The sequence below is a fragment of the Paenibacillus woosongensis genome, from assembly GCF_030122845.1.
Classification (GTDB): domain Bacteria; phylum Bacillota; class Bacilli; order Paenibacillales; family Paenibacillaceae; genus Fontibacillus; species Fontibacillus woosongensis_A.
Genome location: NZ_CP126084.1, coordinates 458,859 through 477,049 on the forward strand (window position 1 = coordinate 458,859; position 18,191 = coordinate 477,049).

The 18,191-nt window shown below is 50.4% G+C and carries 16 protein-coding genes; 10 read left to right on the plus strand and 6 right to left on the minus strand.

Translation table 11 applies throughout. The features are described 5' to 3' along the window. Nucleotides 1-68 precede the first annotated feature (68 nt). Both QNH46_RS02120 and QNH46_RS02125 read left to right on the plus strand, forming a co-directional pair. The gene (locus tag QNH46_RS02120; RefSeq protein ID WP_283926716.1) at nt 69-950 is read left to right on the plus strand and encodes a carbohydrate ABC transporter permease; all 882 of its coding nucleotides are present in this window, start codon (nt 69-71) and stop codon (nt 948-950) included. A 13-nt stretch (nt 951-963) separates the two neighbouring features. Further along, entirely contained in the window at nt 964-1,848 is an 885-nt protein-coding gene (locus QNH46_RS02125) for a carbohydrate ABC transporter permease (RefSeq protein WP_283926717.1), read from the plus strand. A 538-nt stretch (nt 1,849-2,386) separates the two neighbouring features. Here the strand turns inward: QNH46_RS02125 and QNH46_RS02130 are convergent. Continuing rightward, on the minus strand, nt 2,387-3,994 hold the full coding sequence (locus QNH46_RS02130; protein ID WP_283926718.1) for a glycoside hydrolase family 43 protein: 1,608 nt from the start codon (nt 3,992-3,994) through the stop codon (nt 2,387-2,389). Between the two features lie 230 nt (nt 3,995-4,224). Between QNH46_RS02130 and QNH46_RS02135 the strand changes: the two genes are divergently transcribed. Together QNH46_RS02135 and QNH46_RS02140 are read left to right on the plus strand one after the other, a co-directional pair. Beyond that, nucleotides 4,225-5,109, plus strand: coding sequence for an AraC family transcriptional regulator (locus QNH46_RS02135; RefSeq protein ID WP_283926719.1), 885 nt, complete (start codon nt 4,225-4,227; stop codon nt 5,107-5,109). 118 nt (nt 5,110-5,227) lie between these two features. Next, a complete protein-coding gene (locus QNH46_RS02140; RefSeq protein ID WP_283926720.1) occupies nt 5,228-6,349 on the plus strand; it encodes an RDD family protein in 1,122 nt (373 codons plus the stop codon). A gap of 55 nt (nt 6,350-6,404) precedes the next feature. Here QNH46_RS02140 and QNH46_RS02145 read toward each other — a convergent pair whose 3' ends face one another. Further along, nucleotides 6,405-7,247, minus strand: coding sequence for an AraC family transcriptional regulator (locus tag QNH46_RS02145; RefSeq protein ID WP_283926721.1), 843 nt, complete (start codon nt 7,245-7,247; stop codon nt 6,405-6,407). A 253-nt stretch (nt 7,248-7,500) separates the two neighbouring features. Between QNH46_RS02145 and melA the strand changes: the two genes are divergently transcribed. Both melA and QNH46_RS02155 read left to right on the plus strand, forming a co-directional pair. Continuing rightward, complete coding sequence (gene melA, locus QNH46_RS02150; RefSeq protein ID WP_283926722.1) at nt 7,501-8,799, plus strand: alpha-glucosidase/alpha-galactosidase; 1,299 nt, start codon at nt 7,501-7,503, stop codon at nt 8,797-8,799. Between the two features lie 359 nt (nt 8,800-9,158). Next, nucleotides 9,159-9,845 carry a helix-turn-helix domain-containing protein gene (locus tag QNH46_RS02155; protein ID WP_283928321.1) on the plus strand — a complete coding sequence of 229 codons (687 nt, stop codon included), beginning with the start codon at nt 9,159-9,161 and terminating at the stop codon, nt 9,843-9,845. A gap of 820 nt (nt 9,846-10,665) precedes the next feature. Here the strand turns inward: QNH46_RS02155 and QNH46_RS02160 are convergent. Genes QNH46_RS02160 through QNH46_RS02170 form a run of 3 tightly spaced genes read right to left on the minus strand, consistent with a single transcriptional unit; the run spans nt 10,666 to nt 13,215 of the window. Next, nucleotides 10,666-10,851 (minus strand): hypothetical protein, encoded by a 186-nt coding sequence (locus QNH46_RS02160; RefSeq protein WP_155611616.1) that lies wholly within the window; start codon nt 10,849-10,851, stop codon nt 10,666-10,668. Further along, nucleotides 10,832-11,992 carry a hypothetical protein gene (locus QNH46_RS02165; RefSeq protein WP_283926723.1) on the minus strand — a complete coding sequence of 387 codons (1,161 nt, stop codon included), beginning with the start codon at nt 11,990-11,992 and terminating at the stop codon, nt 10,832-10,834. The genes QNH46_RS02160 and QNH46_RS02165 overlap by 20 nt, the downstream gene beginning before the upstream one ends. Before the next feature lie 29 nt (nt 11,993-12,021). Further along, nucleotides 12,022-13,215, minus strand: a complete 1,194-nt coding sequence (locus tag QNH46_RS02170) for an MBOAT family O-acyltransferase (RefSeq protein ID WP_213590821.1) — start codon at nt 13,213-13,215, stop codon at nt 12,022-12,024. A 328-nt stretch (nt 13,216-13,543) separates the two neighbouring features. Here QNH46_RS02170 and QNH46_RS02175 point away from each other — a divergent pair, with 328 nt between their 5' ends. From QNH46_RS02175 to QNH46_RS02185, 3 genes are all read left to right on the plus strand, one after another. Beyond that, nucleotides 13,544-14,278 (plus strand): protein-glutamine gamma-glutamyltransferase, encoded by a 735-nt coding sequence (locus QNH46_RS02175; RefSeq protein WP_213590822.1) that lies wholly within the window; start codon nt 13,544-13,546, stop codon nt 14,276-14,278. Nucleotides 14,279-14,426: 148 nt separating this feature from the next. Then, a complete protein-coding gene (locus QNH46_RS02180) occupies nt 14,427-14,639 on the plus strand; it encodes a TM2 domain-containing protein (protein WP_244996403.1) in 213 nt (70 codons plus the stop codon). A gap of 294 nt (nt 14,640-14,933) precedes the next feature. Continuing rightward, nucleotides 14,934-15,827: an aldo/keto reductase gene (locus QNH46_RS02185; RefSeq protein ID WP_213590823.1), complete on the plus strand. Its 894-nt coding sequence runs from the start codon at nt 14,934-14,936 to the stop codon at nt 15,825-15,827. A gap of 92 nt (nt 15,828-15,919) precedes the next feature. Here the strand turns inward: QNH46_RS02185 and fabF are convergent, their stop codons facing one another. Next, on the minus strand, nt 15,920-17,158 hold the full coding sequence (gene fabF / locus QNH46_RS02190) for a beta-ketoacyl-ACP synthase II (protein ID WP_213590824.1): 1,239 nt from the start codon (nt 17,156-17,158) through the stop codon (nt 15,920-15,922). A gap of 122 nt (nt 17,159-17,280) precedes the next feature. Here fabF and QNH46_RS02195 point away from each other — a divergent pair, with 122 nt between their 5' ends. Continuing rightward, nucleotides 17,281-18,135, plus strand: a complete 855-nt coding sequence (locus tag QNH46_RS02195; RefSeq protein ID WP_283926724.1) for a helix-turn-helix transcriptional regulator — start codon at nt 17,281-17,283, stop codon at nt 18,133-18,135. The last annotated feature ends 56 nt before the right edge of the window (nt 18,136-18,191 follow it).

Here is an 18,191-nt window from a genome sequence, read left to right on the forward strand (position 1 = left end):
AGTATTGCCGGATAGACTTTTCTTAGCAGCGACTTAGAAACGACTATGGAGGAAAGGAGTCGGACAACGTGGATAAGGTGCTCTCCAATAAAAAGATAATCGCACTCTATGTACTGCCATCACTGCTTCTCATTTTGGGCGTCGTGTACATTCCGATCATACTTACCGGCTACTACGGCTTGAATAAATGGAATGGCATCAGCGCCATGAGTTACATCGGTTTTGAAAACTACCTGGCTCTAGCGAAGGATAGCGCTTTTTGGAGCAGTGCCTGGCACTCGCTTCTGCTGGCTTTGTTCTCTACGCTCAGCTTAGTGATTTATTTGGCTGTAGCTATGGTTCTTGCTACCCGCATCAAGGGAGCGAACCTGTTCCGTAAAATCTATTTGATCCCGATGCTGTTGTCGTCGGTTGCGATTGCGCAATTGTGGCTAAAAATTTACCATCCGACCAATGGGATCGTAAACAGCTTTTTGCAATCTATCGGTATTGCTAATCCTCCTGCATGGCTTGCAGACACATCGTTGGTACTGCCTGCACTGTTCATTCCGATTCTGTGGCAATATGCGGGTTTTTATATTCTGATCTACTACGCAGCTCTGAAGAATATTCCGGCTTCCCTGGAGGAAGCGGCGAAAATCGACGGTGCGAACGCACTGCAAATCGCTTGGAAAATCAAGCTTCCACTTGCGATGGAAGTGATCAAGGTTACGATCGTTCTTGCCGTTGTCGGGTCGCTGAAATATTTTGACCTGATCTACGTTATGACCGACGGCGGACCAAACGGAGCCAGTGAGGTTATGGCCTCGTACATGTATCGCGTAGCTTTCCGGGCTTATGATTTCGGCTACGGCAGCGCGATCGGATTCTTCCTGCTCGTCATTTGTCTCATCATTACGTGGGTTATTCGCAAATTAACCGCTACGAAAGATACCATTCAATATTCCTAAGGAGGGACGCTTCATGATATCTGGAACCGCAGGACAGCTTCAGAGCGGACCGGCTAGCTCGGGGGCAGCCCTTGGACGCAAAATAGGCTATGGCCTGTTGTATATCATTCTGATTCTGGTGGCTGTTCTTCAATTGCTGCCGCTCGTATGGCTGCTGTTCTTCTCGCTTAAAAACAATCAGGAAGTGTTCAACCTTCCGCCGTTCTCGCTCCCGATGGACCCTAAATGGGCAAACTATAGCAAGGTATGGAACGCGGGGAATATTAATGTGTACTTCTTGAACAGCGTATGGGTTACCGTATTGGCGACCGCGCTGACGGTTATTCTGGGCAGCTTGGTCACCTATGCCGTAACGAGAATGAAGTGGAAGGGAAGCTCCTTCGTGCTTGGCCTGTTTATGGTCGCAATGATGATTCCTGTCCACTCGACGCTCATTCCTTTGTTTAGCGTATATAACAAAATCGGATTGACGGATCATCCGTTGTCGCTCATATTCTCCTATGTTGCGTTCAATATGCCGATTACGATTATGATTCTGCTGGGCTTCTACTACGCGCTGCCGCGCGAGGTGGAGGAAGCCGCCGTCATCGACGGCTGCTCTGTGAACCGGATGTTCGCGCAAATCGTATTTCCTATGACGAGCTCCGTGCTGGCCACAACAGCGATCATCAACATGATCTATAACTGGAACGAGTTTATTTTCGTAAATACGTTCATTAGCTCTGATATCTACAAGACCCTGACGGTCGGTGTACAGAACTTCATCGGTCAATATACGACGGACTGGGGTGCGATCGGCGCTACCCTGATGATCAGCATTCTGCCGATCCTGATCACTTTCCTGTTCCTTAGCGACAAGATCGTCGAAGGGATCGCCGCGGGTTCGGTTAAGGGTTAAGTTGAAACCGAAACAGTAAGAAGCCGTGATTAAAGTAATGTTATAGCAGTAACTGACTGTTAAGAAGCCGTGAACAAAATAATGTTATAGCTTAAGCTGTATGTGATAAAGAACCTGGGCGAATCCCGGGTTCTTTATTCTTTTTGGGGCAAGGATCAGCGTGCTAAAGGACATTGGTTCCGCTATAGCTCCAAAATTGGCGGATTTGCAGATCTAACGGACACAGGAGCCCCTATTGTGCCTAAAAGTCACGTAAAAAAAGACGATTAAAGGCAAATAGAGTCCCTGGTGTCCGTTAGGGTTGGGAAAGTATCTTTTTGGGGAGAATAGCGTCTCTTGTGTCCGTAAGGATTCAGTGGGGAGTCGAACCACAAATAGACAACGAGTAACAACGGGCAGCCAACTGAAAGTTGTGAGTAACCACGGATAAACCGCAGACAACGAGCAAACCGCAGACCAGCCGCGAAGGAGGAACGATCAACCGCAAAACAGGCCGTCCCAGGATAAGCATATCCTTGGACGGCCTGTTGTTCATACATTAATTGTTCTTGTACACAAAGTAGTCGAAGTCGGCCGGTGCGTTCTGGCCGGAAGTGTCCTGGCACTGCATGCCCACGAACGCTCCCGTGAAGAAGCCTCCGCCTTGGATGTAATCATCCGACAGCTTGTAGGAGTAGAAGTTGACCGGAATGACGGTCCAGTTGGCTCCATCGAAAGAATAGGAGTAACGGTACACATCGGTCTCAACGTCTACGCGCAGGTACACGTACTGGACGTCCTCGGGAATCGCGATTTCATTGCCCTGCAGCGGTGCAGAGAACGTAAAGTTGTCGCAGGCCACGATTTCCAGGATTCTGCCCTTGTCTTCATTCCAGGAGATTTGACAGGAAGTCCAGTTCTGGGTGTTGTAGTAATTGACTAGTCCCGCGGACTGCTGGAATGTCGTCGGATTGAACGCAACCTTGGTTTCCGCCGTGAAGTTGAAATGCTGCCAGCGTCTAGCAATGAACGCCTGCGTAAATTTGGACGTCAGCGATTCCTTGCCGTACAGACGCAGATGGCCTGGTTTGTCAGTAAGCGAAACGATCTTCTCGCCGAGCGGAATCCGCAGGCTCTGGAAGTGGAGATTCAGCTTGTCGCTATCGAAATCGTCCTTCTCCGGGAAATCAGGCTCCCACTTCACTTCCGGAATGTTAGGCCCTTCGATTTGCAGGGAAGGCTGATTGCCGCCCACGACGTAAGGCCAGTCGTTCTTCCATTCCAAGCGCTGAATAGCCGTCTCTCTGCCCAGCGGGCAGTAGCCGCGAGGGTCGAGCAATGGCTGCCCTTCCCGGGACAACGGTCTTCCCGTCAGATGAACGAGGAACCATTCGTCGGTATGCGTCTGCACGATCGAGGCATGTCCTGCCTTTTGCAGCGGGTTGCGCGGTACGGCAAATGACGAGATCAGCGGGTTATCCGGATGTACCTCGTAAGGGCCGCGCAGATTTTTGGATCGTGCAAGCGTTGCACAGTGATCGTATTTGGTGCCGCCTTCGGCCGTCAGCAAATAGTAGTAGCCGTTGATTTTGTACAAGTGTGGCGCTTCCGTCAGCTTAATATCGGTTCCTTTGAAAATAACTTCCCGCTTGCCAACCAGCTTCTTCTCACTGGCGTTGTACTCTTGAAGTACGATGCCATAGAAGTTGTGATGGCCGACGCGCTGATCCCACAGCATGTTGACGAGATATTTCTTGCCGTCCTCATCATGGAACAACGATGGATCAAAGCCGGAGCTGTTCAAATAAATCGGCTCGGACCATTCGCCGTCGATCGTATCGCAGGTCACGAGATAGTTGTGGCAGTCTTTCCATTGGCCTTCGGTCACTTTTACGTCCGTGTAAATGAGCCAGAATTGACCGTCCGCGTAGGACAGCTGAGGCGCCCAGATTCCGCCGGAATCCGGATTGCCCATCATGTTGAGCTGGCTTAAGCGGTTCAGAGGTCTCGTTACCAGCCGCCAGTTCTTCAAATCCTTCGAGTGGTAAATGCCCACGCCTGGGAACCACTCGAAGGTGGATACGGCAATATAGTAGTCTTCTCCAACACGACAAATGCTCGGGTCCGGGTTGAAGCCCGTCAAAATCGGGTTTTGAATGATAGCCATGCCTTATGCTCCTTTATAGGTTATTTGGAAAAGATGGGAGTCGAATAATTGAGGTTCACACAGATAAATTACCCATTTCCACAAAGGGCTTATGGGCACTCTATCTATGTTACAATAACTATATTGTAACAATCCTATATGAAGCTTCCCATATCCATTGTATGTGGTTTTTTACCCAAATCAATCAACTTTGGCGGCTGTGAGGAATGATTATAAAGGAGTCTGGTGCTATGGAGATCAAAACCGATCGCATGAGAAGAGAAATGATGCTGCCCGATATGGAATCCACCTTCCGCGTATTTGCCGCACACTGGCGCACGGTCGACCGGGATTGGAAGTATCCTTCCCATAAACATCCCCTGTTCGAGGTCAATCTGGTTCTGTCCGGTACGCAGGAAATGAAGGTCAATCGAACGGTCTATGTGCAGCAGCCGGGTGATCTGCTCCTGCTCGGACCGGATGATGTGCATGAAAGCCGGGTGCTCGGCGAGGAGGAAATGACGTATTATTGCGTGCATTTTGACGTGGATGAACGAGCCTTCCGGGAGCTGTTGTACCGCAACGAAGCCTGCTATCATGCTGCGGGAAGCGAACTGGCATCAGCGATCCGCCCTGCGCTGGACAAGCTGATCGCTCTGACGTCGGAGGAGGCTGTGGTCCGCGTAGAATCCCGCATGGAAGCATTGTCTGCGTTGTTCGAGCTGTTTGCGGGAATTAGCGGCACGCTTGGCAGGCGGGACGGCGATGCTTCGCCATCGCGGATGTCCCAGACCGCTTCCGAGGTTGCTGCTTTACTGGAGCAAGCCGTGGATGAAACAGCGGAAGGCACCCGCAATGGCCGCGACATGGAGACGATTGAGTCGATCGCTGCGGCAGTAGGTTACAGCCCCTCTTCGGTGAACCGGATGTTTACATCGGTATTTGGCGTGTCCCCGCGGCAGTACTTGTCCAACTTGATGCTCAAGAAGTCCAAGCTGCTGCTAATGGATCCCGAGCTAACGATCGAGGACGTTTCGCATAGGCTGGGCTACAAGAATATCGCCCATTTCAGCCGCCAGTTCAAGCGCTGGACCGGAGAATCGCCAAGCCGATTCCGGGGGCGGTTTCATAATTAGGGCTTTTATGTCTGATTCAGGAATTAATATTTACAGCAGTAAAAAAATAACATATACTCCTTACTGTTTGGCATTCCCAAAGGAATGACCTATAAATTGGTAAGGAGTGATTTTTTCGTTGGATCAAAACCAAACACCTAATCCGGGCCCCAGCTTAGACCCGAATTATAATGCTCCAGTTTCTGGGCCTCCTCCATGGGGAAATTACAACGGTCCGCCAGTTCCACCGGAGCCGCAATATTCGCGGGTAGAAGCAATTGCCCGCAGCTATGGAACTGACATCGTCTTTAGACGTTGGGCCGCTACGATGATAGACCTGGTCACTTTTGTGGGGATTCTCTTTACGATGCTCTCTTTTAACAATCCGTATTTGGCCCCGGTCTTTATTGGTTTCCTGCTGCTGTATCATCTTTTGCTTGAAGGCTTTACCGGTTTCACAGTGGGAAAATTCATTGTCCGCATTCAGGCTGTTAGAGAGGATGGAAGGCCGCCGGGATTGCTTAAGTCCTTGATTCGGACGCTGCTCCGCCTGGTCGAGACGAATCCTGCGTTATTTGGGGCCATACCTGCGGGAATTTGCGCTCTGGCCACGAAGAAGAAGCAGCGTCTAGGGGATATGGCCGCCAATACATATGTGTTAAAAGTGTCGGATTTAAAGTTCAAGGAGCCGAGCCGCAGGGCCAAAATTACGCTTACGGCGATATTCTCCGTCATTATTTGCCTGGCAGTAATACCGAACGTGATTGCCTTGACCGTAACCGGTTATCCGGAGTCTAAGCCGGCAAGCGTTGTACATAGAAGTGAAGATGGTCAGTTTCAACTGACGGATGGATTAGGGTTAAAGCGTGATTCTTCGACAATCAAAGAGATTGACGCGAACCTGGCAATATCCAATTACTGGGGCAGCAAAGGTATTGTTGTATTTACATATCCAAAAGAGGAATTTGATGCTGCTGTTACGCTAGAGGATTTTTACTTAGCCATGAAGGAGGAAAGGCTGGATGCAACGACGACCGTTATCCACGACCGGATGATCCGAATAAACGGCGATGGGGCTTACGAATTGACCTACCGGGAGAGGGTCGACGGAGATGATTACATTTATATTGCGACGTTTGTAGCTACACCGGAGCATTTTCATGAAGTCATCGCCATTACGGAAAAACGGTATTACGAGGAGGACCGGTCTAAGCTTCGCGCAACCATAGCTACCTTTAAGGAAACGAGCGGCGATACATAAATTATGCTGCAGCCAGGATTGCCCCAAGGTCAAAATATACGACCTGTTGGGGCAGTTATTTTTTATAGTTCTCCCCTCGCTTTCTGGAGGACCTGGGCGAGTGGCCAGTCACTTTTTTGAACATTTTCGAAAACAGAAACGGGTCGGTATAGCCGACAGAGCGCGATACATCGCTGATGGTAAGCTCGGGGTTGCGGAGCAGCTCGATGGCTCGATTCATCCGATATTCCAGCAAAAAGGTTTGTAAAGAGACGCCGAACTGCGCCTTGAACAGCCCGGATAAATAAGTCCGGTCAAGCCCGACGGAACGGGCGATGTCCATGACGGTAATTTTTTGGCTGTAGCTCCGCTCGATCCATTCAATGGCTTTGTTCACATAGACTTCTTTGGAGTGGGAGGCCTTAGGCTCCAGCGCCGCATCCGGTGAACAGGAAATCAGTTCGGCCATCATGCGGTAAACGATACTCTGAATCAGAACGTCCCCGCCGCGTTCCAAGCGGGCAGCTGCGAGATCGTTGTAGAAGGTTTTGAACAGGCGGCTGTTTGTTTGAAAAATGGGGCTGACCAGGGAGAGGCCGGCCCGCTGCAGCAAGGATTTGACATGGAGCCCTCTGAAGCCGATCCAGGAATACGTCCATGGGCTGGCCGTGTCAGCTTCATAGTGGACCAGGGTATCGGGAGGAATAAGGAAGCCATCACCAGATTGCAGTTCGTAGGTCTGGCCGCCGATATGAAACCGTCCCGCACCTTCAAGGACGTAGTGGATAATGTAGCAGTCGCGCAGCCCGGGGCCCCAGGCATGGCCGGACAGGCATTCCTCCATGCCAAAGAATAGCAGGCTGAGATCCATTTGGCTCTGAAAAGTTTCGTTAAAGTGAACGATGTTGATACGGCTCATTTTGCTGTTTTCCCTCTTCCCGTACCGACTTGCCGCATTCAGCACCCTGTATTGCGCCGCATGACGGTGAATAGCCGATTGTTTGTTATTGCAGGTTACATGCATTATAACAGGTATGACATTGGATACAACCGAAGAAATCAGATTAGTAAATGGGATTATGACATGTTTAAGTGGGAATGAGCCATGTTCAGTCTACAGCTTTGCGCATATAGTTAAGTTACATTTAACGAATGATGGAGGCGATGAAGCAGTGGCTAAAATTACATTTTTAGGCGCAGGAAGTACGGTATTTGTCAAAAACGTTCTTGGAGACGTCATGCTGACCGAATCTCTGCAGGGCTTTGAACTCGCTTTATTTGATATCGATATGGAGCGGCTAAAGGATTCGGAGAACCTGCTCAACAGCATGAAGCAATCGCTTGGCAGTACCTGTGTTGTAAAGGCTTACAGCAATCGGAAGGAAGCGCTTCGGGGTGCGAAATATGTCATTAACGCGATTCAGGTGGGGGGTTATGACCCTTGCACGATTACCGATTTTGAACTCCCTAAAAAATATGGACTGCGGCAGACGATTGCCGATACGCTGGGGATTGGCGGCATATTCCGCAACTTACGTACAATTCCGGTGATGCTCGACTTCGCTAGGGATATGCAGGAGGTATGTCCGGATGCTTGGTTCTTAAATTATACGAACCCGATGGCGGTACTAACGAATGTCATGAATACCGTGGGCGGAATCAAGACTGTCGGCTTGTGCCATAGCGTCCAGAAATGCATTCCGGAGCTGTTCGGAGCGCTTGGCTTGAGCGAGGAAGGCCTGGAGACGAAGATAGCGGGGATCAATCATATGGCCTGGCTGCTGGAAGTGAAGCGGGACGGCAAGGATCTGTACCCGGAAATCCGCAGGCTTGCCGCCGAGAAGCAGAAGGAGAGCCACCATGATATGGTGCGCTTTGAGCTGATGCTGCGCTTCGGCTATTATGTCACGGAATCTTCGGAGCATAATGCTGAATATCATCCGTATTTTATAAAACGTAATTATCCCGAGCTGATCGAGCGCTTCAATATTCCGCTAGATGAGTATCCGCGGCGCTGCATAGCTCAAATCGAAGGCTGGAAGGAGCAGCGGGAAAGGTTGTTTGCCAGCGAAAGCATCGAGCATACCCGCAGTCTGGAATACGCTTCGTATATTCTGGAGGCGATGGAGACGAATCGTCCATACAAAATTGGGGGCAACGTCATGAACACAGGCCTGATTACCAACCTGCCGCAGGAAGCCTGCGTCGAGGTGCCGTGCCTGGTCGATGCTTCGGGCATTACACCGACCTATGTCGGAGCGCTGCCGCCACAGCTTGCCGCATTGAACCGGACGAATATTAATACGCAGCTGCTGACGATCGAAGCGGCGGTTACCGGAAAGAAGGAGCATATCTATCATGCGGCACTGCTTGATCCGCACACAGCTGCGGAGCTCTCGATCGACGACATCGTGGCGATGTGTGACGATTTGATCGAAGCCCATGGGGAGTGGCTGCCGAGGTTTCAATAGCGGCCTGCCAGGGTGTGCAGGTAGTATGGAAAGGGACAGGATGGGATGAAATCTACATAGGGATTGATAGAGGTTGTACAGAGCCTGCAGCCCTTGCGTAGAGCCTGCATAAATCTTTCGTAAAACCCATCATGGACCTTGCGTTAACCCTTCGTAAGCACTGTGCAACCCTTGCAGCCCTTGTAGCCCTTGTGAAAGAGCCTGTGCAGAGCTTGTATATTCACCTCTAACTATTGACGGTAATTGGAAAACCCTGGTATTATTTGAACAATTGGCGAAGAACGTCCTCAATCACTTTTAGGTGGTTTGGGGGCGTTTTTTTATTTTAAAATTCGGTGGAGTAGGAGGAGCTGTCTGTGATGATGAGTTTTCAGGAAGCCCACACAGCATTTATTCAGAGCCATTTGGGCCGTCGAACCGGTGAGCGAAAAAGCAGGCTGGAAAGAGGGCATGGACATGGAGAGATTCTTTTTGCAGAGAATGTATGGTGGCCATTAAAAGGAGGTTTTGATGGCCTTCATCCTGAATACGAAGTGCTCGATTGGCGCGGGAGGTCGTATTTTGCCGATTATGTCTTTGATCCGATGTTAAGCCGGTTGCTGATCGAAATTAAGGGATTTGGCGAGCATGTCACCAACATGGATCGCAAAAAGTATTGCAACGAACTCAAGCGGGAAGCGTTTTTGGCCGGTATGGGATTTCAAGTCATTTCATTCGCTTACGATGATGTGGCGTATCAGCCGGCTGTCTGCATTTACTTGCTGCGTATGGTGCTGAGCCGATTCGAAACGTCGAATAAGCAGGTGGAACGGATTTTTTTCGCGGATCAAGAGATCATTCGCTACGCCATCTTTCTAGCCCGACCAATTCGTCCTATTGATATCGCGGAACATTTCTCGATCAACCATCGCACCGCGCTCGGCCATTTGAAGCGACTATGTCAGAAGGGTTGGCTAAAGCCGGCCTATCGCGGGACAGGACAACGCATTTTGTACTATGAATTAACGAGGCAAGGGATTGATGGGTTGGACAGGGGACTTAATTAGCCGTACATGGGTATTGGCCGTATTTGGTCATGCTTGTACGAAATTGTAATCATGCTTGTGCGTGGTCGTAATTGTACGGGGTCATGCTTGTTCATAGGCATGCTTGTGCATGGAATATGTTAGTTTTATTTAGAAATGTTAGTCTGGTCACCGGGTTTGAGCATGAATTCAGGTACTAAATGCATTTTATACAACTAGTTAGCTTCCTTTATCAAAAAGTAATCGTGCTAAATGCAGATCATGCAGTTAGTTTGGCTGAATTGGGTTGAATCGTCATATTTATCTCAAACTAAGTGTAGGTTCTACAGTTAGTTGCCGCCAACTCGGTAAAACTCGGTCAACTAACTGTATGAAATGCATCTAGATCTAGATACCTCGCTAATCTAGTCGTACCAGCCATCATCGCCATCATTGCAATTAGACCATCCTAATGAGATCATTCCTACCAGCCAATATCACCACCAAGCCGTACTAGCCGTACTACCCGTACTAGCCCTACTAGTCGCATCCGCCAATCATGGCCATCACCATACCTGGCGCTTCCCATATAGCCAAGCTGCTGCTGCCTACATTACTTGTACTACCTGCAACATTTCGCTACCTACATTACTTCTATCAACTACGCTACCTGATAACATCACATGATCTATCTGCAACATTTGCAATAATGCGATAAAGCTGCGGTTCAGCGGGCCAGACAAAACCCAAACAAATAAAAGGGCTCCCTTGCTCAATAACGAGCGAGGAAGCCCATAGTCGCTATGGTAACGCAGACTTACATGTTAAAACGCGAACAAGATGATTTACGCCTAAGTTCATATTAGAAGTTCATATAGATGAATTCCTGCGTCTCGCCGGAGAAGAATAAGACGCCTATCACGATAGCTATGATGACAATGGCCCCGCCGACCGCTGTTCCCAGCATCATCAGTGCTCGGCCGATCCGATGGCTGAGGCGGTTGGCTTTGGTTTTGGCGAGCTTGGCGCTACGAGTTTGTAATTCCATATTGCGTCAACTTCTTATAGAGAATTTCGCCGAACATTTTGTTGCCTTCATCCAGCATATGGGACGGATCGCGATAAAATTTATGCGGAATCGTATTATCCTTCCCTTTGTTGAATTCGATGTAGGAATAACCTCTAGACTCAATCAGCTCCTGATAGGCTCCCATCACTTTATTGTAATCATCCCAATTCAGCAGCTTCTTCTTGGTGAGATGCTCTTTATCCAGCGGAGCTGAATAGAAAACGGCCTTCTTGTTATGCTCCTGCAGCAGATCCAGCGTCTTCTCAATCATGAACAAGCCGAAGCTGTCATCCTTATTGAACGGTTTGTTCCATGTGTATAGTTTTTTGAAGTGCTCTTCGATTTCCTCTTTGTGTTTGTCCTGCATTTTATCGAATGCCGTGTACATCGGAGCATAGCTTGGTGTTACACCGTTCTTCTTGTCCAGCTCGCTCTTGATTTCCCGGCGGATTTTCTCCATCGGGGTGCGCGTCTTGAACAGCTTGTAGCTAATTACGTCGCGATCATGGTACAGCGTCCAGTTGCTCAGGAAATGGGACGTGGCCCAGTTATGGATATCGCTTGGAAGCGACTGGCGGTTCTTATCGGGAAAATCGTTCAGCCAGCTCCGCGGAATGTTCTGATCCAATTTCGTAATGAGAGACGGATATACCGTTACATTAGACTCGTTATCTGAGACGACGGCTATCCCATAGTTAATTTCATAGACGACATAATCGATCTTGTCGATAATTGAAGCCAGCACGGCATAGGTCTCTGTAAATCTGCCGCCCGTCAGGCCAAAGTTGAGCACCTGTTTGTCCTTGAGATGAACCTGCATCACCCCGGCGGAGGTATTGGCTCCCTTCATGACAGTCGTACCGTAAACGGTAGAAGGGCCGAAAATGCCGACCGTCTGCTTCCCGTTATCCGGCTGCTCATTCAAATATTCGATCCATAGCGGGGTATAGACGATGGAGTCGTAAGCCGGCACGCGCAGTTCCTTCTTCGCGTGAGTCACGACGTCTTCCTTCATATGGTCGACAATCGGGCTTGCCCCGTCGCTAATACCGATCAAGCCCGCGATTGCAAGCGAGACCATCATGACGGTAACCGTCTTGTTCATAAATAAATTAGACATGGGTAATCCTCACTTTCATTTAAGCTATTTTAGCGTAAGCCCAGCAAGCGAAGCATGAGATCCCATCCGTCGACGATCGGCAGTATGAAGAATACCCGGCTGATCGTTACGCCAAAGAAGGTGATCAGAATGGCGATTACCGTTGTTCCCGGCTTCAGCCACTTCGGAACGGGCTTTATTTTGGGCTTGATTTGCTTCACATGGAAGCGATGGATGCACAGCATAACGCCGTGGAACATTCCCCAGACGACGAAATTCCAGGCGGCCCCGTGCCAGAGCCCCGACACGGTCATCGTGGCCATCAGGTTCAGATAGACTCTTGGCGCAGGCACGCGGCTGCCCCCGAGCGGGAAATACACATAACGCGTGAGCCAGGAGCCGAGCGAGATATGCCACCGGTTCCAGAACTCGGCGATGCTGCGGGCCAGGTATGGAAACCGGAAGTTCTCCGGAATGACGATACCGAACAGCCGTGCCGTACCGATCGCAATGTCTGAATAACCCGAGAAGTCAAAATAAATGACAAACGTATAGGCGATCAGCGAAATCCATAGTGTTCCGGTATCCGCGCCGGCAATTCCGGCTTTAGAGTATACCGGCTGGGCGAGCAAATCAATCGTTCCGGCCAGTACCAGCTTCTTGAACATACCGAACCCGATTCGAGTGATCCCGATCAGGATATGGTCGATATGGAACTTCGCTTTAATCTGCGGATAGAACACCTGGAATTGCTTGATTGGCCCGGCTACCATCGTCGGGAAAAAGAAGATAAACGACAGCAATCCTTCCGGTCTGTGATCCGGCAAATTTCCGCGTTTGCGTTCCACCAGGTAGTGAATGAGCTCAAACGTGAAATATGATATTCCTAAGGGGAGAACGATTTGTTCGGCCTTCGGAAAAAAGGGCTGCTGCATGAATGCGAACAGGTCGTTCAGCGTATCCAGCAGCATATTCGTATATTTGAAGTAGCCGAGCACGAGAATGACCCCGATGATCGCAGCGGGGTAAATCCAGCGTTTACTCCATTTGGCTGCGGCCTTGACGATGAGGATCGCAATGATGACCTCCGCCAGCAGCAGGAACAGGTAGGAGCCTGCGTAGTAATAATAAAAGGTGACGCCTGCGGCGAACAGCACCCAGGGTCTGATTCGATGCGGCATAATGTGATACGTGACGACAGCCACGAGCACGAACAGCCAGTATATCCAGTCCGTATAAATCATAATGTTCTGATTCCACCATCCAAAATTTGTATACTGTCTCTCCTATTACTGCTTGTTCATGATAGCACAACATCAGCGCATCCGGTTATATCAAAATTCGCTAAATGCTCCAATTATCTGAAAGAAGATCAGGCACCAGTATACAAAATTCGTCAATTTGCACGGTGAATCCTTCTTTTTAGTATAAAAAATGGCTCCTGCCTTTGGTCTATAAAATTAGACGCTTTTCCGAAGCAAAAGTTTCCAGGATTTGCGAGCTGCCGATAGATATGCACCAAAATACCCTGCCCCGCATACAATGCGGGTAAATCGCCTAGGAGGTGGGGCCGTGATTATTACGTTCAATATGAGGGCTGGCCGGCTCGACCAGCTTGCATCGTCAGAATTATATCGGAGCATTATTGCCCAGAAGAGACAGACTCAGGCCGTTTATACGTACCGCTCGCCAGAGGCGCTGGATTTCGAACTGGCGATGAGAGGAGCGATCGTTCAGGCCGCCAGGGATTTTCACGCGGGAGGAGCCCAATTCGCAACCTTCAAAAATTCAAGGGCCAATGAGAGCTTTTGGACCCGCATGCCTAATGGAGGCCTTCGGCTTAGGGAGGAAGTGCTGCCATCGGACGCAATCAGAGACATCTTCAATAATGGCGGGAGGTATGCCATGGAGTGCGCGACGGCCATGGTGGTCATCCTCTATAAAGGGGTGTTGGATACGATTGGCGATAAAGCCTTCAATCGTCATTTTAATCAACTGGTGCTCTATGATTGGCAGTATGACAGCGACCTTCAGTTGACCCGTACTCCGCAGGCAGCAGCCGGAGACGTCGTCTATTTCGAGAACCCGGATTTCAATCCGGAAACTCCGGAATGGCAGGGAGAGAACGCTATATTATTGGATGATCATCTGTACTTCGGCCATGGGCTGGGCATTAAATCGGCTGACGCCATCATCAATGCACTAAATGGGAGGAGAAAGTCTGGAAGCTCGACCTCTGCCTATCTGTCGGATTTGGTCGTGCATCCGGATTTTGAATATATCCGGCGGCTTCAGGAACGGGCGTAGAAGCCCGGTCTTCATCGACAAAATAAAACATTTATTAACAAAAATACAAATAAACTTCATAATATAAAATATTTTTCTAGACCTAAATAGAGGCGTATGTTATACCGATAATAAGTTAGGAAAAACTATTGTTGTAGGGGGAAAAACCGTGGAAAAAAGTGACAAATCATTTGTAGCTGCACTACTGCTGGCATTCTTTCTGGGCTCTCTAGGAGTTCATCGTTTCTATGTAGGCAAGGTGGGAACAGGAATCATCATGCTGCTTACTTTGGGCGGGCTCGGAATTTGGACATTAATCGACTTTATTCTTATCGCTGTAGGCAGCTTCAAAGACAGCGACGGCAGAACGATCAAGGCCTAGGTTCATACATAGGACAGTCTAGACAGTCTGTACGGGCTAACATAGCGCTGGCTGCTTAATGCGGCGCTTTTATATGACATACGTACAAGCAAAGCGACCGCACTTTGGCATATAGCCAGGGTGCGGTCGCTCTGGTTTCCGGCTCCAGCGGCATATTGTTTAATTTATCCGGCAATTGTTTGTTGGATTTGTTTTGCAGCGCTGGCAAGTGTACAATGTGGACGAAAGAAGGGTGGACTGGCCCATTGACAGGCAATGCGGATCAGCCGCCGGTTATTTTAAGGAGGGATCAGGTTGAAATATCGGAGACTAGGCAAAACGGAATTGAACGTATCCGTCATCGGCATCGGAACATGGCAGTTTGGCGGTGAGTGGGGAATGCAGTTCCATCAGGATGAGGTCGATGCCATCCTCGATAAAGGCCAGGAATGCGGCATCAATCTTATCGATACAGCAGAATGCTATGGCGACCATCTCTCGGAGGCGTTCATCGGCGATTATATCAGCCGGCGCAAGCGGGAGGACTGGGTTATCGCGACGAAGTTCGGCCATCACTTCCATGAGCGGTTTACCCGCACAGATGTATTTGACGCCGAGGATGTGCTGAAGCAGTTGGATGCTTCGCTTAAAGCGCTGAAAACGGATTATATCGATTTATACCAGTTCCACTCGGGGCCGGATGCTGTATTCGATAACGATCAACTGTGGACGATGCTGGACAAGCAGGTTCAAGCCGGCAAAATACGTCACCTGGGTACCTCGATCGGGAGCAATGACAATCTGCACCAGACCGATGCCTCAAGCCAGGTGAATTCCAAGGTAATCCAGGTTGTGTATAACCGTCTGGACCGAGTGCCGGAGAAGCGCGTCTTTCCATCCTGTGAACGTCAGGATCTCGGGGTGCTGGCTCGCGTTCCGCTGGCCAGCGGCTTCTTGAGCGGCAAGTATAAGCCTGGCGCCCAATTCGATGCAACAGATGTGCGGCATCGTAAGGATGCCGAGGACGTTCGCCGCAAGCTGGAGGAGGTTGAGCGGATTCAACGGGAGGAAGTTCCGGCCGGTGTAGACATGGCGCAATGGGCATTGGCCTGGTGCCTCAAGAACCCGGTCGTAAGCGCGGTCATTCCCGGCTGTAAAAACCCCGAACAAGTGGCATCCAATGCGAATGCAGCCGATTTGGTAGAATAACGATATATACTATAAATACTATAAGCCCCGCTAGCCATTGTGCTGGCGGGGCTTATTTATTGCCAAACGATCGATCGATATCGGGCTGCAGGCTATTGCTCATAGCCTTTCAAGACGATGACCGCGTTATGGCCGCCAAATCCGAAGGAATTGGATATTCCAATGCGCAGCTTGGCCTGTCGCGCCACGTGAGGCACATAGTCTAGATCGCAAACCGGGTCGGGATGGTCCAGATTGATCGTAGGCGGAATGATGCCCTGCTCCAGCGATTTGACGAGGGCCACGGCTTCGACGGCGCTAGCCGCACCAAGCATATGGCCGGTCATCGATTTATTGGCTGTTACTGGAATACGGCCGGCATGCTCCCCGAACAGCTTCTTGATCGCCTTTGTTTCCGACCAGTCGCCAACCTCGGTGCTCGTAGCATGGGCGCTAATTACATCCACATCCTGAGGCGCGATATCCGCTTCCTTGAGCGCAAGCTTCATCGCCCGATAAGCGCCGACGCCCTCCGGGTGGGTTGCGACGATATGGTAGGCATCGGAGGTTGCTCCGTAGCCGATCACTTCGGCGTAGATCCGGGCTTTCCTCTGCTTGGCATGGCTGAACGACTCCAGGATGAGGATGCCGGCGCCTTCCGCCATAACGAAGCCGTCCCGGTCTTCATCAAACGGCCTGCTCGCCCTGGCCGGCTCGCCATTGCGCGTTGAGAGCGCGGTGGCGTTGCCGAAGCTGGCGACGGAAATGTCCGTGATTGCCGCCTCCGTCCCTCCGGCAATGACGAGGTCAGCACCGCCTGAAGCGATGAGGCGGTACGCTTCCCCGATTGACGTATTTCCAATCGAGCAGGCGGTGACCGGAGACAGCGTAGGTCCGGCGGCGCCGTATTTAATGCTGATCATCGCCGCGGCCATATTTGAGATCATCATCGGAACAAGCACCGGGCTAATCCGCTCGGGCCCCCGTTCCTGCAGCAGCCTGCTCTGTTCGAGCAGGGTGTCGATCCCTCCTGTGCCGGAGCCGACATATACCCCCATGCGTTCTCTGTCGATTTGCTCCAAATCGAGTCCAGCATCGGCAATGGCCTGATCGGCGGCAGCCAGTGCAAATTGGCAGAAGCGGTCCATCCGCCGTGCTTCCTTGCGGCCAAACAACGCTTCGGCATCGAAGCCTCGCACCAGCCCGGCGATTTTCGTCTTATGCCTGGACGTATCAAAAGTATCAATATGAGAAATGCCTGATTCCCCATGAATCAGGCGATTCCAGAACAACTCCACCTGATTGCCGAGCGGCGAAATGACGCCCAGTCCCGTTATTGCAACTCTTTCCATGTGAACCTCCTTTAGAGCTGTTATGGGAGCTATTGTGTCACATGTATTATCCTATTACAAGTTGTTGATTATTATAGTATAATCAGTACCACTTTAAGTGTTTGGCTAAGGAGGAGCAGGGGATGAAGCAGGAGACAAGGCTGCAGGAGCTGTCCGCATTTTTGAAGACGCACCGGGCCAAAATCGTTCCTCAGATGGTCGGGCTTCCGGCAGGGACGCGACGTAGAACGCCCGGTTTGCGCAGGGAGGAGGTTGCCCAGCTTGCCGGCGTCAGCACGACCTGGTATACCTGGCTGGAGCAGGGAAGAGATATTAAGGTTTCCGCTTCCGTGCTGGATAACATTGCGGCCGCTCTGCAGTTGACCCGGGATGAACGCAATTACTTATATGCGCTGGCGATGGATACCGGAGGGGGCCCGGTTTCAGCAGGCCAGCTGCCGCAGGAAGGGCAGCCGGAAATAAGTCCCTCTTTGCAGAAGATTTTGTATGAGCTAAAATACTGTCCTACCATTATTTCGGACCGAAGATGCCAGATCGTCGGCTGGAATGAGGCGGCCTCGCATGTGTTCCTTGACTTTGAACAGGTACCGGTGGAGCAGAGGAACATGATCTCCCTGCTGTTCACAAGGCAGGAATTCCGCAGGCTGGCCGGTAATTGGGAGCAGTTTGTGCGGGGATTCCTGGCGATTTTTCGCGCCTATTATGGCCAGTACGTGGAGGATCAATGGTATGAACGCTTCCTGAGCGAGATGAAGGCGGCTCACCCGGACTTTAATCAGCTGTGGGAGCAAAGCGAGGTCAGCTCCGCCCCGGAGGTTATTCTGGAGTTCAGGCATGCCAAAGGGGGCAAAATGCATTTTCAGCTCACATCGCTGCAGGTGCATGGAAACGTGGATTTGCGCTGCAGTATTTACACGCCTGCTCCGGACACTTCTACGGAGTACAAGCTGCGTCAGTTGATGGAGAAGCAGGAATGAACGACTGCTTCTTGGGGTCCATAAATTACCAAGACCCCTTTCATGGATGTTATAAT